The organism is Candidatus Melainabacteria bacterium (assembly GCA_003963305.1).
Lineage (GTDB): Bacteria > Cyanobacteriota > Vampirovibrionia > Obscuribacterales > Obscuribacteraceae > PALSA-1081.
This window is the reverse complement of the sequence record RXJR01000012.1, coordinates 46,034-62,025: the sequence shown is the minus strand read 5'-3', so window position 1 is coordinate 62,025 and position 15,992 is coordinate 46,034. Positions and strand designations below refer to the sequence as shown.

The 15,992-nt window shown below is 48.6% G+C and carries 14 protein-coding genes; 7 read left to right on the top strand and 7 right to left on the bottom strand.

Annotation, left to right across the window (positions count from 1 at the left end):
• Positions 1-118: 118 nt before the first annotated feature.
• The 3 genes from EKK48_14640 to EKK48_14630 all read left to right on the top strand — a co-directional run bounded on the left by EKK48_14640 (position 119) and on the right by EKK48_14630 (position 5,115).
• Complete coding sequence (locus tag EKK48_14640; GenBank protein RTL41172.1) at positions 119-961, top strand: ComF family protein; 843 nt, start codon at positions 119-121, stop codon at positions 959-961.
• 123 nt (positions 962-1,084) lie between these two features.
• Complete coding sequence (locus EKK48_14635; GenBank protein ID RTL41171.1) at positions 1,085-2,983, top strand: hypothetical protein; 1,899 nt, start codon at positions 1,085-1,087, stop codon at positions 2,981-2,983.
• Between the two features lie 206 nt (positions 2,984-3,189).
• Positions 3,190-5,115 (top strand): thioredoxin, encoded by a 1,926-nt coding sequence (locus EKK48_14630; GenBank protein RTL41170.1) that lies wholly within the window; start codon positions 3,190-3,192, stop codon positions 5,113-5,115.
• A gap of 52 nt (positions 5,116-5,167) precedes the next feature.
• On the opposite strand, the gene EKK48_14625 is transcribed toward EKK48_14630, so the two are convergent.
• The 3 genes from EKK48_14625 to EKK48_14615 all read right to left on the bottom strand — a co-directional run bounded on the left by EKK48_14625 (position 5,168) and on the right by EKK48_14615 (position 9,526).
• A complete protein-coding gene (locus EKK48_14625; protein ID RTL41169.1) occupies positions 5,168-7,240 on the bottom strand; it encodes a glycoside hydrolase family 15 in 2,073 nt (690 codons plus the stop codon).
• A 149-nt stretch (positions 7,241-7,389) separates the two neighbouring features.
• Entirely contained in the window at positions 7,390-8,445 is a 1,056-nt protein-coding gene (locus EKK48_14620; GenBank protein ID RTL41168.1) for an NAD(P)-dependent alcohol dehydrogenase, read from the bottom strand.
• Between the two features lie 64 nt (positions 8,446-8,509).
• Entirely contained in the window at positions 8,510-9,526 is a 1,017-nt protein-coding gene (locus EKK48_14615; protein ID RTL41167.1) for an aldo/keto reductase, read from the bottom strand.
• Positions 9,527-9,773: 247 nt separating this feature from the next.
• Between EKK48_14615 and EKK48_14610 the strand changes: the two genes are divergently transcribed.
• From EKK48_14610 to EKK48_14600, 3 genes are all read left to right on the top strand, one after another.
• Positions 9,774-10,685 (top strand): AraC family transcriptional regulator, encoded by a 912-nt coding sequence (locus tag EKK48_14610; GenBank protein ID RTL41166.1) that lies wholly within the window; start codon positions 9,774-9,776, stop codon positions 10,683-10,685.
• Between the two features lie 180 nt (positions 10,686-10,865).
• Positions 10,866-11,210 carry a hypothetical protein gene (locus EKK48_14605; protein RTL41165.1) on the top strand — a complete coding sequence of 115 codons (345 nt, stop codon included), beginning with the start codon at positions 10,866-10,868 and terminating at the stop codon, positions 11,208-11,210.
• Positions 11,210-12,469, top strand: coding sequence for a type II toxin-antitoxin system HipA family toxin (locus EKK48_14600; protein RTL41164.1), 1,260 nt, complete (start codon positions 11,210-11,212; stop codon positions 12,467-12,469). Before EKK48_14605 ends, EKK48_14600 begins: the two co-directional genes overlap by 1 nt.
• A 53-nt stretch (positions 12,470-12,522) precedes the next feature.
• Here EKK48_14600 and EKK48_14595 read toward each other — a convergent pair whose 3' ends face one another.
• The 3 genes from EKK48_14595 to EKK48_14585 are packed head-to-tail and all read right to left on the bottom strand — an operon-like array spanning position 12,523 to position 13,662.
• Positions 12,523-13,062, bottom strand: coding sequence for a cyclase (locus EKK48_14595; GenBank protein RTL41163.1), 540 nt, complete (start codon positions 13,060-13,062; stop codon positions 12,523-12,525).
• Positions 13,063-13,082: 20 nt separating this feature from the next.
• Positions 13,083-13,427: a hypothetical protein gene (locus tag EKK48_14590; protein ID RTL41162.1), complete on the bottom strand. Its 345-nt coding sequence runs from the start codon at positions 13,425-13,427 to the stop codon at positions 13,083-13,085.
• Positions 13,420-13,662 carry a hypothetical protein gene (locus EKK48_14585; GenBank protein ID RTL41161.1) on the bottom strand — a complete coding sequence of 81 codons (243 nt, stop codon included), beginning with the start codon at positions 13,660-13,662 and terminating at the stop codon, positions 13,420-13,422. Before EKK48_14585 ends, EKK48_14590 begins: the two co-directional genes overlap by 8 nt.
• Before the next feature lie 196 nt (positions 13,663-13,858).
• On the opposite strand from EKK48_14585, the gene EKK48_14580 reads away from it, so the two are divergent.
• Positions 13,859-14,632 carry a hypothetical protein gene (locus tag EKK48_14580; GenBank protein ID RTL41160.1) on the top strand — a complete coding sequence of 258 codons (774 nt, stop codon included), beginning with the start codon at positions 13,859-13,861 and terminating at the stop codon, positions 14,630-14,632.
• 44 nt (positions 14,633-14,676) lie between these two features.
• Here EKK48_14580 and hemL read toward each other — a convergent pair whose 3' ends face one another.
• A complete protein-coding gene (gene hemL / locus EKK48_14575) occupies positions 14,677-15,960 on the bottom strand; it encodes a glutamate-1-semialdehyde-2,1-aminomutase (GenBank protein ID RTL41201.1) in 1,284 nt (427 codons plus the stop codon).
• Between the last annotated feature and the right edge of the window lie 32 nt (positions 15,961-15,992).

Sequence of the window (15,992 nt, the reverse complement as noted above, 5' to 3'; positions counted from 1 at the left end):
TGGAGACACGAGTCTAGCAGGTTCACTTTTTTGCAGCCAAATTGAACTAATTTTGCCTTTCAAACGTACATAAAGTAGAGAGTTCGAAAGGAAGTAGCGCGTTCAAAGGAGGCATGCCGTGACAACAAAATTTCTTATAACATCAGTGATTGACCAATTTGTGGATTTCTTCTATTCATTCCTCAGTGAAGAGAACTGCCGCATCTGCGAACGCGTAATGCTGGCCAGAGGGCAACTTCTGCAAGATTTGCAAGACTTCCGCAATGAAGCTCGACCCGCCACTCTTCATCGATGGATCGACAATATTCCAAAGTATTCACGCGCCCTATGTGCAGAATGCTGGCAAGGCATTTCAAGCGAAACACCTTTGATGGGTTTTTACGAACACGAAGGCGACAAATCGTTCGCCATCGTCAGTGGTGCGCCTTACGTCGGTGAAATCCGCAGCTTGATTCACGCACTTAAGTATGAAGGCGATCGATTGATTGCGCCTGATCTAGCCGCCGTCATGCTGAGCGGCTGGCGCATGGCATCAATACTACTGAAGCGAGAAAATGCAGTGCTGGTAGCAGTTCCGCTGCACTGGCGAAAAGAATTCGAGCGGGGATTCAACCAGGCAGATTTACTGGCTAAAGAAGTATCCAGCGTTCTCGACCTGCCGGTTCTGCGCGGTGCTCTTAAAAGACGACGAGCTACCACGCCACAACAAAGCCTGGAAAAAGCTGAGCGATTCAAAAATCTTGAAAATGCCTTTGTCGGCAATCCGTCCAAACTGATTGGACGTTCAGTCGTCTTAATAGACGACGTATGCACCTCAGGAGCCACGCTCTCTGAATGTGCTCGCGAAGCACTTCGATGTGGTGCAGTCAACGTGGTAGCACTCACGGTGGCACGAGCGATGTTGCGTACAAAACAGATAAATGGCAACGATAGATCTCAGGGCAGCGAATCGAAAAGTTAATGGACAATTTGTTGTAGAGCTAACAAAATCCAACCGTCCAGGAGCGGTACCAGGTCGAAATATGGGTAGAAAAACAGTTAATCGGCAGCACGGTTTCGAATGCAACCGGAGAGTAACTGATCAATGTTTACGTTCTCAGACCATGAATACAAATGGTGCCCGGAATGCAACGGAAACATCCGTAAGGATGCGTACTATTGCAAATATTGCCGAAAACCTGTCGGCAGCAAGCTCCTGGCAGCAAAACGTCCTAGAAACGTCAGCGTCTTGATTACAAACGCAGCTCACTGGCTGCCGAATTTCTATGCCATTCTCGACCAGATGCCGGAACCATTCCGAAAGCGTATACAGTTCGCCGATGAAGACACCCCAGCACCACACATCGGACTTAAACCAGACGTAACCCCTGACGAATTTCGCAGGAACGACAGGAGCAGTAGCAACTGTCAACCTAATCCTCCGACCATGGCTGAACTCGGGTTGGTATGGGATGTTTTATTGAGTCTACATGGAGAGCAGATACCACTGGCAAAAATTTGCGCTGACGAGCGCTTGCAACTTCTGGAACTTACAGTGGGCGAAATTATCGCCGAGTACGAGATGCGAGTCAATGAAATTCAGAAGGGTAAAAAATGCAGCCACTGTGCAGAGCCAGTAATCAAAGATGATGACGAACGCTGCCGCTTCTGCACCGGTACGGCGACGGAAGTGCCGGAACCCAGCGAAGAAGATCCGGTGCCGGACACGACTCGATTCGACGCATCATTGTTGCGAAACATATTAGTCTGGGAAATTGCTGCCAGGCGCATCAATGATGAAGAGCCCCTGCCGGAAAAACACAGAACAAAATATGCCATTACAGATAGTGACATTGAGCAACAAGTACTGAAACTAAAACAAAATCCGAAGATGGTGCCGATTTCAAGATGGCGAGAGCGGATGGTGCAATTAGGAATTATTCCGGCCTACAATCAAGATGACCTGTCCATGGCGTTTGATTGTGATTTTGATTACTTTTGCCTGCAAGATATAGCAGCGCTGGCCAGAGCGTTAACACCGTCTTTCATGCGTACCGTAACCAAACATGCGAACTCGGAAGAAGCAATGATTGTTATCGACCATGCACTGGGACGATGGCAAGACAATCAATATTTTAAAAGAGAGCACTATATCCTGCTCAGTTCCAAAGCCCAAGTTTACTTGAGCATGAAAGACAACGAGAACTACAACAGATACACAGCGGAGTCAGAAAAGCTTCTCTACGACGCTCTTCCAGAAGGCTACCGCGATCTCTTGCAGAGTGAAAGGGAAGCTGCCAGGCAAACACCAATGATAGATAGAAATGCCTCACCGGAAGAGAGGTTAAAGGCACTAGACGAAAAGCTTGAGGAAATACAAAAATCGCAAGCCGAAAGAATGGATCGGATGAATAAACTAATCCCAGGCTTTGGAGAAGCTTTTAAAAGCATCAACACAGCGGCGAACAAATCAGCTGAAATTGCCAGGCACTCGCTCAAAGCACAAGCGGCGCTCAAAAAATCCGACCCGGTCAGCGCCTGCGAAGAGTTTGAGAAAGCCCTCCGGCTGCTCGGGAATGAACTGCACGATATCAATCGTCGCTGCGATTTACTGGTAAGCCTGGCAGAAGCACACTCCATGAAAGGCGATGCGAAAGTCGCTGAAAGAACTTTCCTCCGCGCTTTAACTGACGCAAGAGATCTGGAAGAAGCAAAATCTGAAGTTAGCTCAATGAGTCGAATTCATCACAAATACGGCTGCTTTCTCAGAGACAACGGTCGATACGAAGAAGCAGAAGAGCACTTAAAGCAAGGGATGGTCAAGCATGCTGAACTGATTCAGCAATATAAGAACAAGGGCTTTGCAAAAGACGACGTGCCATTGGAAAGTTGGCAGATGAAATCAGATTATGCAGCCTTGCTAAAAGCCATGGGCAGAAATAAAGAATCCGAAAAGACAGAAGAGGAAAGTCAACAGTTAAAAGAAAGGTATCCGAACGCCTGACTCAAACCGCCCACAGCAGTAAGCAAAATAGCTGAGCCAATCGCCCAGGCACAGATTCCACAAAAAGGCACAATTTAGCAACAAAGTTGCTTTAGGCTCAAACTCGTAGCAGTGTGGACAACAGGTGATTAGACATGGCTTGAGGCGGCGAAGTATGCTATCCAGTCCGGGTTCAACCCCGGTACGATAGACCTGACTCACAGTTTGTGCGTCCAAATATTTATCATCAAGACTTTCAAGAGCAGCAGAGACAGCAAGCCTTTTTCAACAACAGGCGCAACTATCAGCCGCTCAACGATGGCTTCAGCATTGCCGACGGTTCCCAGGGAACGGTGATCGCAGTCGACGGGCAATCTCGTGCTGACTACGATCGCATGATCAAAAGTAACTTCAAATACACTCAGGACAATTACCAGGAAGCCTACAAAGAAGCCGCTCGTACTGGTAAACCAGTTGTGGCAATCTTTGGTGGATTCGAGAATAACAACTCAAGACAGTTAATAGAAAATTCTTTGCCCGACGCCAAGAATGGCGCAGCGAAAGATGCTGTATACGTCTACATCGACCGAGCTAAAACGAAAGATCCAGCGCTGGCCAAATTCGCCGACGGCCAACTTGCCGGTGGTCACAACGCTGCAGTGTCGCTTGTGTTCTCTGTCAAGCCTGGAGCAGACGGTTCTATCCAGCCCGAGTCACCTAATTTCCGGTGGCAAGGCGCCGATCGTTCCATGATCGCATCGTTCAACCAGGCTATATCAGAAGCAAAGGGCAAGCAAGAATCGTACACAGGGAAATTCAATCCCGAAGCCCTGGTCGAGAAAGCGGAGAAATCGGAAACGGGAGACGGCACCGACAAAAAGCTTCCGACGTTCGAAAGTGCACGTGCGACCATCGCGAAAGAACTGAAAGCAGCAAGCGAATCGAAAGACTGGCACGATGCGGAACGGCATTTCCACGGAGCTATAGATGCCGCCGACAGATTTACTCCAAAGGTTATTCAGGCCGAGCAGGACCGCATTGCAAAGGCGCTGGCGACAACACCGCAGGATTCACCCGAGTTCCAGAAACTAGCACAAGATCAGGCTAATCTGACCTTCGTGAAGAACGCCAAAGCAGCATCAAGAGCCGCTCTCGGTGTTGCATGCTTAGAATGGGGACAAACCGAGACGAACCCCGAGCGCCAACAGAAATTCCGCGAGATCGGCAGTCGCTGGATCGATTCAGCGGCGTTGAGAGACCCATCACTCTATCAAAATCCAGCATTGATAAAGAGGATCGAAGCAACCGGAATTCCAGCAGATCAGATAGAGAGCTTGTTGCCCAAACTCGGTCAAGCCAAACCTCCACGAGATCTCTTCCAGTACGGTGGTGATGGCAAGAAATCAGACACCACACCTGAGGGCACGCAACCGAACGCATCTCCAACAAATCCTGATCTCTATCAGTATGGAGGCGATGGAAAAAAATCCTCCAAGCCCGTTCAATCAACGAAACCAAATGAACAGCAGAAGCCGGTTCAACCGCCAAAACCAAACGAACCACCGACGCCGGAAGAAAAACCCGACGCAGTAGAAGCAGCCAGGAAAGCCGAAGAAGCAAGGGTGCGAACGGCAAAAGAAAAGGAGATAGCTGAAGCGGACGCAGCAACAAAGAAAAAAGCTGAAGTCGAGCGATTCAAAGCACTCATAAAAGAGGACGAAGAAAAAGCTGTTAAAACGCCTGAAGAATACTACAAGGCGCTTCAGGATGCTGCAGACAAAGGACTGCCTGTCATCGTTAAAATCGGCTCGACATCATGCGGACCATGTCATGAAATGGCGCCGGCAATGAAGGAACAAGAAGAAGCGCTAAAAGGCAAGGCGGCAGTCATTCGTGTGCTCTATGAAAACACGGAAGATCTGGCTCTAAGCCTCGGCGCAGATCAAGGAGTGCCAATCACGAAGTTTGCCCGACCAGTGCCCAATGATCGGAACCGAAATGGTCTTGAGGAGATCATTCCAGAACGACATAAAGGATTTGTGGATCCGAAGCGGAAAAAGGATTACTCAGAGAAGGAAGCTGCTGATACACTCCAATACTTCGTCAATCAGGGCATGACAGAATGGGCGAGACGTAAAGCTTCAAAACGGTAGTTCAAGTTCTACCTGTTTGCTGCGGCAAGTCTATCCTTTCGCCGAAGTACTATCATTTTGCTGATGCGTTTTCTCGTTCTAGAAGTGTGATGGCATAAATACCCGCGCCATAACCGACCATGGGGATGGAACCGGCTGGAGCGCCTATTTCTCCCGGATAGTCAGAAGACTTTTCAGATACATACATCTCTGGAATCAGTCCATGATCGATTACGGCACTTTCAACCATGTCGCTCAAAATCGCCGCTGCTCTTGCCCTCTCCGCAGCTGGAGCGGTCAACTTTTCGGCTTGGGCGTTAAGAACTCTAGCCAAAAGGAAATTGATAAATAGGAACTCGTGTTTCTCATAGTTCGTACTGCCGCGCACGCGACGGTATCCGCCAGAAGCCGTCTTCAAAAGTTCCAGTTTATCGATGGTGCCTTTCATCACCGCAGGATCCGAAATCACGCCCATGTTGAAGGCCTCAAGCACGGAGCCATCAATCTCATTTTTGAAACTTGTTTCAACGGTGCCTCTAATCGAGTTATCCTTCACAAATGCAGATTTGAAGCCAATTTCCAGCGCCTTAATTTTGTCGCTAACGAGTTGAACAGTTTTATCGTCATGTTTCGCCTTTGCAATTTCTAGAAATCCACGCAGTCCGTTGATCGCGGTTATGCTGTCAAAAGCATGATGCCGCTTATTCTGCTGATGCTCCTCCCAGCAAGAGGAGTCTGCCGCAACTATCAGTCCACCGTTTCCGACTGGATCGAGATTACCCAGCAACGGCATTACAACGTAGTCGCGCATCGACTCATAGAGGGGACCTCTGTAAGTTTTAGCGGTCAACAAGCTAAGGTCATGAGTTTTCTGCCAGTACTCTGCCACCGTCCACAGTGCCAGCCCCCAGTCGTCGAACTCAACGTTTGGCGTTTGTAATCCGGAATAATCTGCTTCCTCTGAACCATCACCATAATATCGAGTCACAGAAATCTGATAGTCAAGCCCTTTAGTCTCATTCTTCCATCTGCCTACCGGGCGGGCATTGAAATAGCCGAGGATCGCTTCTCTCGCTTCCGCTGTATGTCCCATGCGAGTTAGCGCAACAAGCGCATAAGCCATATCTCTGACCCAGGGCGTAAACCAGACGCCATCGGGCAAACTGGCTAGAATCAATCCTTTGCTATGCCGACCGTCGATGTCAGGTTCCTGAATTTGCGCCATACGCAAAAACGTTTCACTCTGGCGCCACAACAGCCTTTCCTTATCGTTTGCAAATTTAACCCGTGGTGGCAGACGCCAATCGTCAAGACTCTTTACCTCGCGATCCACCAGACTTTTACCAACATCCCCTTGTTGCCAGCGAATAAAGTCTTGCACTGCTGTTTCCAGAGATTTACGGTCATCTGCAGAAATAAATGCCCAACCAGCACCGACTAGCTTTGTAGAAGAAACCAACTCACGACCGTCCAAAGCAGTGGACAGGACCGCAATCGGTTCCTTGATTCCCTTGAGTTGTAGAATACGCGTTGAGCGCCCGGAGATCGTAAGAGTTTCTTCTTTTTCAATCGGCGCAGACCATTCAACTGACAAAAACGGCTCTACTGACGGCTTGACAGAACCGTTCCCAGTCGCACTAGCAGAGCCGTTCTCAGTTGTGGGAACAGAACCTTTCGTAGTGGTAGGAACAGCATGTTTCGTAGTCGCAGGAATCGACTGGTTGAGCAAAACGAAAACATTGTGTTTGACACCAAAAGGATTGAAAAAATAATTCGTCTCGCTACCATTGTGTGACGCAAGCACATGAGACTGCCCTACATATTCGAGCACTGGAGATTTGGTTGCTCCCGAATTACTCCAGACCGCCTTTTTGAAATAGTTAGCCGTTGAATCGCCGTCCTTTGAAACGTCCTCGTTCGGTCGCTCGAAACGATACGGATGTGCATAGAATCTTGTCACTTCGCAACTGGGATTGACGACGGCAAAACCAAATCCATTACCAATTACCATCGGCGAAAGTTGGTGAACTGGCTTGTTAGTCGAATCAGGCGCAATAGTTGCAAGTGCCGGTTGCGCTGACATTGTGGACGAGCCGAACACAAGAGCGGCGCAGACGCTTGCTACTAGTTGGAAACCTTTTCGCATATATTCTCCCCAGACAGACCGCATCAATTTATTCGATCCAACCTCGGTGTGCAACAACACCTACGCGAACGAAGCGCTTGATATCACAAGATTCAAGCGCTTCTAATTTGTAAGGCGTTGAGGTGGCTCGCGTTCGCTCAGCCTGGGGTTTACTTCAGCGACGCAATGTCAATGACAAATCGATATCGCACGTCACTCTTGAGCATACGTTCGTAAGCTTCATTGATTTTCTGAATTGGAATAACTTCGATATCGGATGTGATACCGTGCCTGCCGCAGAAGTCCAGCATTTCCTGGGTCTCACGCATGCCGCCAATTGTCGAACCAGCCAGCGAAATGCGGCGTGGAATCAGACTGAAAGCTTCAATAGGCAACGGTTCGCTGGGTGCACCAACCAGAATCATCACGCCATCACGTTTCAACATTCCAAGATATGAGTTCATATCAGCAGCAGAAGAGACTGTATTGATAATCAGGTCGAACTTTCCTTTCGAATTTTCGACCGCAGATGGCTCAGAAGTTGCGATGAAATGCTTCGCGCCCATCGCTTCCGCGTCGGACTTCTTACTATTCGTGCGACTGATTACAGTAACCTCTGCACCAAGTGCGTTAGCTAGTTTTACGCCCATGTGACCGAGTCCGCCGAGCCCAACTACACCCACTGCTTTGCCTGGACCAGCTTTCCAGTGGATAAGAGGTGAATAGGTGGTGATACCAGCGCAGAGTAGCGGTGCCGCTTTATCAAGCGGCAAGTTGTCTGGTATACGCGCAACGAATCGCTCATGAACCGTAATTCTTTCGGAGTATCCGCCTAACGTCGGAACATTATCGTGGCCAATGGCATTGTAGGTCTGAACATTTCCTTTTTCGCAGTAGTTTTCATCGCCGTCCGCGCAAGATCCACACTCTTTGCAGGAATCAACCATACAGCCGACACCGACGCGATCGCCAGGTTTAAAGTTTTTGACCTTTTCGCCGACTCTTTCAACGACTCCAGTAATTTCGTGGCCCGGCACCATTGGAAAAATAGAACCACCCCACTCATCTCGAGCCTGATGCACATCAGAATGGCATACGCCGCAGAATTTGATGTCAATCAAAACATCGTTAGGACCAGGCTCGCGCCGCTCTATTTCGAATGGTTTAACTTCTTCGTGCGCACCGGTAGTAGCATACGCTTTGGTTTTTATAGCTGTTTTGGTCATTACAATTCTCCTGTTCGAGTCCTCGCGAGACTTTCATCTCTGCGCACCTGATGGCACAAATTCTTTAGCGATAAGACAAAGCTTCCATCGCTTCCGGGTACCGCTCTCCTTTCACCTCAAGCCTGGCAGCGGCAGCAGAAAGTTCTTGAACATCAGCATCACTGAGTTGCACTTCGGCAGCACCAATGTTTTCTTCCAGACGATGCAACTTGGTAGTGCCAGGAATCGGGACTATCCATGGCTTCTGTGCGAGCAACCATGCCAGCGCAATCTGACCGGGTGTAGCACCTTTGCTTTCTGCAAAATTAGTCAGGAGCTCAACCACCTTTTGATTTTCCTTGCGATTTTCTGCAGAAAATCTGGGCAGAACTTTCCGAATGTCGTTATCGGCATATTCAGTAGTCTCATCGACTTTACCAGTCAGGAAGCCCCTGCCGAGTGGACTATAGGGAACAAATCCAATTCCGAGCTCTTCACAGGTTGGCAATATTTCCGGTTCTGGCTTTCTCAACCAGAGCGAGTACTCACTCTGTACAGCAGCTACGGGTTGAACAGCGTGAGCTCGACGAATAGAACTGGCGGAAGCTTCAGACAATCCGAAGTACCGAACTTTTCCCTGCGCAATCAATTCTTTGACAGCGCCGGCTACTTCTTCAATTGGCACATCCGGATCGACACGATGTTGATAAAACAAATCGATCACCTCAATGCGCAATCGCTTCAAACTCTCTTCTGCGACCCTCTTAATATGTTCAGGTCGACTGCAGAGTGCGGACCACTTCGGTCCACCATTAGGACCATCGGTACCACCTTTAGGATCTGGAATCCAACCAAACTTAGTGGCGATCACCACTTTATCCCGATGGTGTTGCAGGGCTTCACCCACGAGAAGCTCATTTGTGTATGGCCCGTACACTTCAGCTGTGTCAAAGAAAGTAACACCGCGCTCAACTGCGGCATGTATCAATGCGATCATTTCTTGCTTATCTTTCGGCGGTCCAAATCCATGGCTCATACCCATGCAACCCAAACCCAGCGCAGAAACTTCCAATCCACTATTTCCAAGTTTTCTCTTTTTCATTACCTTCTCCGTCTGTGTGATGGCAGTGCCACCAAATCAAGTGCGCCGAAAAGTCTTCAAAATCGGGACGGTCTTTTGACGATTACCGAGTTCGATGTACCGGGGCTAATAAATGTGGCTAGCGCGGCTTGGATAAAATTCGCAGCCGTCCATTAACAAACACTATGTTATGCTGGTTTAGTGCCAGTTTGGTATAACAAAGTTCCAAAAAGATTGGACAATTCTCCAAAGTTGAAATAAATTCGCCATGAACGCCAAAAACAGCCGTTTCGACGCCAACCAGAAAGAACTCGTTGAAAAACTAGCCGCACTTACAGTCGAGGAAGGCACGAACTGTGTCGTCGACAACCTGGAATGTTATCGCTGGTCGAATCCAACTGCACCGAAGCACGGGCTATACTCGCCTTCTATGTGCGTGATTGCGCAGGGCGCGAAAGAAGTGACATTCGGTGAAGAACGGTTGAGGTATGACCCTACCAATTATCTGCTCATATCGATGGATATTCCGGTTGTCAGCCAGGTGGTAGAAGCTACGCCTGCAAAGCCTTACCTGGGATTTAAATTAGAGTTCGACCCTACCACAATAGCTTCTGTAATCGTCGAAACGGGTATCTCAGCAGGACGAAACGAGGCCAGCGTGAAATCAATGGCAGTAGGCAGCCTGCAAGACGAACTGCTCGACGCACTGTTGAGATTGTTCAGACTTACAGACAATAGCGACGATTATCGAGTGATATCGCCTATGGTGATGCGTGAAATCATCTACAGATTACTCAAAAGCGATCAGGGTCCGAGACTGCGACAAATGGCGGTGTTTGGCGGAAACGCGCACAGAATCACTAAAGCAGTACAGATATTGCGAAGCAAATACAATCAAAATATCAATATAGAAGGTCTGGCTCAGGAACTGGGGATGAGCGTATCCAGCTTCCATCAACATTTCAAAACAGCCACTTCAATGAGCCCACTGCAATTCCAGAAGACCCTTCGCCTGCAGGAAGCACGACGTCTCTTACTGACGGAAGACATCGATGCCAGCACCGCCGCCGAAATGGTTGGATACGACGATGCTTCTCAATTCAGCCGAGAATACAAACGCACTTTTGGCGAACCACCAAAGCGCGATGTCGGTCGTTTCAAACAGCTGGCATCGGCTTAAAGCGTCCAGCATGCCCCGAATCAATGGACGAGCAACATAAGGCCTAATATAGATGTCCATATAAACTATAAGGTCAATCATACTTGACCTTACATTCACGAGCATAACATCAAAACGGGCTCGACTTTAGGTCAAGTATCGTTTACAGTAAAACATATAAGAGCAAACAAATTAGACGTTATGCAAAAAATCAATCCGCACATTCCCAACCCAGTCAAACGCGCTGTTCGCAAACTCGGACAAGACATCCGCGACGCTCGATTGCGTCGCCGCATTCCAACAAAAGTTCTCGCCGAAAGAGCTTCAATCAGCCGCATGACGTTGTATAACGTCGAGAATGGTGACCCAAACGTTTCATTTGGCACTTATGCAACGATTCTATTCGCTCTCGGAATGATTGAACGAGTCAACGACCTTGCTGATGTAAGCCAAGATTCACTTGGGCGCCAGCTTGATGAAGAACGACTGCCTAAACGAATAAGACTTCGTAAAGCCAAATCGCAAGATGAAGCCGGTGGTTCGTGATGGAAAGCGAAACACTGGTCTATATAGATTTGTTCGAGAAAACCCACCTCGTCGGCAAACTTTGGACCAGAACACGCAACGATAAGCACACCGCGTCGTTTGAATATGACAGAGACTGGCTTTTGAATCCAGTGCACTTCTCGCTGGAACCCGCACTAGCACTCGGTCCTGGACCGTTTCACAGCAATGATCGAGCACTTTTTGGTGCCATTGGCGATTCGGCCCCCGACAGATGGGGTCGCGCGCTCATGCGCCGGGCTGAAAGGCGGCGAGCTAAAAGTGAAGGAAAAACTCCACGCACATTACGTGAAATCGACTACCTGTTATTGGTTGATGACGAGACTCGACAGGGAGCGCTGCGATTCGCTAAAACCGCTGGCGGACCATTTTTAGCAAATGACCCAACAAGCAAAATTCCACCGTTAGTCGATCTCCCGAAACTCCTTACCGCAGCTCAACACGTGCTGCGGGACAAAGAATCTGACGACGATATGCGATTGTTGCTAGCACCAGGCTCATCTCTTGGAGGAGCACGGCCAAAAGCATCAGTGCGAGATAAAGATGCACATCTGGCTATCGCAAAATTCCCGCATGATGGCGATGAGATCGATACATCACGGTGGGAAGCAGTAGCTCTTACACTTGCCACTAAATCTGGTATCAACGTACCTCCATGGAGATTAGAAAAGATTGGAAACAGGGACATTCTTCTTTTACGCAGATTCGACCGTCAAAATGAAAGACGTATCCCATTTGTATCAGCTATGAGCATGCTCGGTGCGAAGGACAACGAACAAAAAAGCTATCTGGACATCGTGGACGCGTTACGACAGAACGGGCGCAACGTAGAACATGATTTGCAGCAACTTTGGAGACGCGTGGTCCTGAACATACTTATTTCCAATACCGATGACCACTTGCGTAATCATGGCTTTTTATACGGTGATACCGCTGGCTGGCAGTTATCGCCAGCATACGATTTAAATCCTGTGCCGATTGATATTAGACCGCGCATACTCAGTACATCCATTGATCTTGACGATGCTACGGCCTCACTGGACCTGGCGCTTGAAGTAGCCGCATATTTTGATCTCAGTGCTCCGGAAGCTCGGGCTATAGCGTATGAAGTCGGAATGGCAGTGTCATCCTGGTCTGTCGTAGCCGCAGGTTTAGGAATCAAATCCAGTGAAATTGAACGCATGTCTTCCGCGTTCGAACATGAGGACTTGAAAAAATCGATTGCCGGAACTCATCGATAATGAGCAGCGAAGGCATTAGAGATACTGTCACAGAGAAACAAAGTCAGCCTCAGTCAGAACTTGTTGCTCGGTTTCTTCTCGAATTGCGCAATAGTCACCGCGTGTCTAAACGCGAACAACCTCTCTAAATCCGGCTCCACCAGCAGACCAGCGAGCGGGTTGAGAAGCGGCTTCAGTTTCATGTCGTATTCGATGCTATCTTCGAGTATGCAGTGGCTTGAATCTATCGGAATGAAGCGATGGACGTGGTGCCAATAGCCAAACGGTCCATAGATCTGAATGTCTTCGAAACGTCTGGCTACTTCCACGTTTCGCTGTTCGGCCAACCAGTTTATGCAAATTGGTCCCCGGCGAATCTTGAGCAGTACTCGATTGCCATCGTGAATGCCATCGCGCGTCGGTTTGACGCGACATTTAATCCACGGCGGCGTGAGCTTGAGAAGCGCGTCTGGTTGCGTATGCCAATCGAAAACCTCTTCTGCGCTTGCTGGTATCGTTGAGGATTTTTTGAATATTTTGTGTTGTGTTTTCAACGTGCCACCGGTGATCTTGATGTATTCCAACCAAAGCCTCAGATGCAGAACCACCACCATGAACCAAGCACCTAAACCACTTAAGTCGTGAGGATACTTGCCATAAAAGGGATGACTCTAAGTTCTATCGATCCCATCCCCAGAAGTCTGGACAGCACACCCGGTTGAGCCTCTCTGCCCATCTTAGCGACGACCGTGCCTTTCACAAGCACATCCACCGACAAGCCTAATGCTGCGAAGCTTGAGTGACAATTCTTCAGTCGCTGTCTGTTTTCTTCTTCCGCGAGAAAGAGAACATTAGACAGCAATGCGCTTTTGGGGAAGTTGTTGCAGATAAGTTGGCAACTTTCACCATCGGCTTTCAGGCTTATTTTGCCTGTTTGACTTTCGGCAATTAAGGCTCCCAGAACCTCAATCCTACTCATTTTCTCGACCGTTCGAGCTTGATTTGCCTTGATGAGAATTGGTTTCGCATGTCCTGATAATGAGCACGCCATTCACTTTCCACAAAGCGTGATCGGCGTCGGTGCCGACCTTGCTTGGCACCTGCACTTCCATATTGCGGAAGTCGTAGCAAATCTCAGCTCCTCGACCCGTTAACCTTTCGAAAAGACCAATCGCCAGGTCTGGCCAGTTTTTGGTTTCTGTTGTTTCGTTCATACCGCCACCTCAACTCGAAGAGTTAACAAAGTGTTCTCCTCCTAAAACACTAATGCGGGTGCGTGAACACGCTGTGTACGTGAACAGATCAGGCAGCATGGACGCAGTCTGCGGTGTCAACCAGATACACGCGCACGTTTTAAACCAGGAGATGGTATATTCCCTGGCTTGGGTTCACTTTCCGGAGAATCAAAAGATGGCATTCAAGAAGTTGGCATGTGCAGTACTGCTAGCAACCTGCATGGGAACTTCGCTACTGACGAACACAGCTAGCCTCGCCGCTCCTCCCAGTAAGCCCCCATCCGCCGCTAGCAGCGTCGATAAGCTGAAAGTTGAACTGGATGCGACGGGCGTCGCGAAAACGGTGAAAGTCGAGATCCGAGCTGCCGAAAAATACGAACCCGATGAAGAGATCATCTACTTAAATGGAGCACCAAAACACATCTATGTTTCTTTTGACGGAAAAAAGAGCAAGTATGGTGATAACGATTTCTCTCAGCCACATTTACTGGTTTATCCACTAGCCGAATATCGTGCCATCTTTCCCAAAAACAAGAAAGTCGAATTCGACAAGCAGATTGCTATGCTGCGAAAAATCATAGCCAACAAATCATCAACGGGCGTTGAAGAAATACCTGTTCTGCCAGAATCAGATGGCGCACAGTTTTGTCATTTGCAGGAAAAATATTTGACTTTTAATAAAAATGGTGGCACTGGCGTATCGTTCGTTACGGCTTACGGTAATGGGGACCCGCCGCTTTCCGCATCTGATTTTATTTATGCGTTTCAGGGGATTACCGCCGATTCGAAGTATTACGTCTCATTCTTCTGGCCCGTTAAAGCTACTGGACTGCCTAATGGTCTGCCAATCAAAAAAAGCAATCAGTACTGCCAGAAATTATCGCGCGACAAATATTCGCCAAGTCTGGACGTGCTCGATAAAGTCGTTTCGTCGATCAACTTGAAGTAGCGGTTCGAACTATCCTGTGATTTGACCGATTCTAACAATCGCGATTACTTGATCGCTTCTTTAAATGCTTCGATGGTGGCATCAATATCATTCTTGGTGTGAACCAGAGAAATAAATGCGGCTTCGAATTGCGACGGCGGCCAGTAAACACCTTTTTCGATCAAACTGCGCCAGACTTTTGCGAACTGCTCGGTGTCACACTTTTGGGCGCTCTCAAAATCAGTTACTGGTTTGTTGCTGAAAAACACACCTAACATTCCAGGTACAGAGACGACCTGAATTGATTTAGAAAGTCCTTTCAGACCGTCAGCTAAGCGCTGTGTGTTTTGCTCCAGATGAGCATAAGTGCCCGGCGCCTGCAATGTCTTCAATTGCGCAATGCCAGCTGCCATAGCAAGAGGATTTCCAGACAATGTGCCGGCTTGATAAACGGGACCGGATGGAGCAATCATTTCCATGATGTCCTTTCTTCCACCATAGGCGCCGACTGGCAATCCGCCGCCGATAATTTTTCCAAGAGTCGTCAAATCAGGCTTGATCTTATACAACTCCTGGGCACCGCCCAGCGCGACACGAAAACCAGTCATGACTTCGTCGAATATCAGAAGCGCACCATGTTCGGTGCAGAGATCGCGAATTTTGGAGAGATAGTTTTCTTCCGGAAGAATCAATCCGGCATTGCCAACGATCGGCTCGAGAATAACCGCTGCAATCTCTTTTCCATGCGCATCGAATGTTTTCTTCAAGGCACTGACATCATTGAAAGGAATGGACATTGTCAGCTTGGTGATTTCTTCAGGAGCGCCCGGCGAACTGGAGATGCCCAACGTTGCCAATCCCGAACCTGCTTTAACCAGGAATGAATCGGCATGCCCGTGATAGCAGCCGTCAAATTTGACAATCATGGTGCGCTTAGTGAAAGCACGAGCCAGACGAATAGCAGACATGGTTGCTTCTGTTCCGGAATTGACCATGCGTACCATCTCAACTGACGGCATCAGTTTGCAGACCAGTTCAGCCATCTCTACTTCGGCTCTAGACGGAGCACCGAAACTGGTTCCTTGCTTGAGTGTCAACTCGATCGCTTCAAGCACTCGAGGGTGACGGTGTCCGAGAATCATCGGACCCCAGGAGCCGACGTAATCTATGTAGCGATTACCATCGATATCGTACAAATGAGGTCCGTCTGCCCGATCCATAAAAATAGGATCGGAACCAACCGATTTGCATGAGCGCACAGGTGAATTGACTCCGCCAGGAATCACCGACTTGGCTCGCTCGAATATTTGTTGTGAACGTGTTGCAACAGCGGCTGTAGTCATTATCATCACCTGATTATGATGCAACAGACCGATTCGGC

Coding starts and splice junctions, on each gene's coding strand:
- EKK48_14635 (RTL41171.1), top strand. CDS start 1,085: ATGTTTACGTTCTCAGACCATGAATACAAATGGTGCCCGGAATGCAAC.
- EKK48_14625 (RTL41169.1), bottom strand. CDS start 7,240: ATGCGAAAAGGTTTCCAACTAGTAGCAAGCGTCTGCGCCGCTCTTGTG.
- EKK48_14620 (RTL41168.1), bottom strand. CDS start 8,445: ATGACCAAAACAGCTATAAAAACCAAAGCGTATGCTACTACCGGTGCG.
- EKK48_14615 (RTL41167.1), bottom strand. CDS start 9,526: ATGAAAAAGAGAAAACTTGGAAATAGTGGATTGGAAGTTTCTGCGCTG.
- EKK48_14610 (RTL41166.1), top strand. CDS start 9,774: ATGAACGCCAAAAACAGCCGTTTCGACGCCAACCAGAAAGAACTCGTT.
- EKK48_14605 (RTL41165.1), top strand. CDS start 10,866: ATGCAAAAAATCAATCCGCACATTCCCAACCCAGTCAAACGCGCTGTT.
- EKK48_14600 (RTL41164.1), top strand. CDS start 11,210: ATGGAAAGCGAAACACTGGTCTATATAGATTTGTTCGAGAAAACCCAC.
- EKK48_14595 (RTL41163.1), bottom strand. CDS start 13,062: ATGGTGGTGGTTCTGCATCTGAGGCTTTGGTTGGAATACATCAAGATC.
- EKK48_14590 (RTL41162.1), bottom strand. CDS start 13,427: ATGAGTAGGATTGAGGTTCTGGGAGCCTTAATTGCCGAAAGTCAAACA.
- EKK48_14585 (RTL41161.1), bottom strand. CDS start 13,662: ATGAACGAAACAACAGAAACCAAAAACTGGCCAGACCTGGCGATTGGT.
- EKK48_14580 (RTL41160.1), top strand. CDS start 13,859: ATGGCATTCAAGAAGTTGGCATGTGCAGTACTGCTAGCAACCTGCATG.
- hemL (RTL41201.1), bottom strand. CDS start 15,960: ATGATAATGACTACAGCCGCTGTTGCAACACGTTCACAACAAATATTC.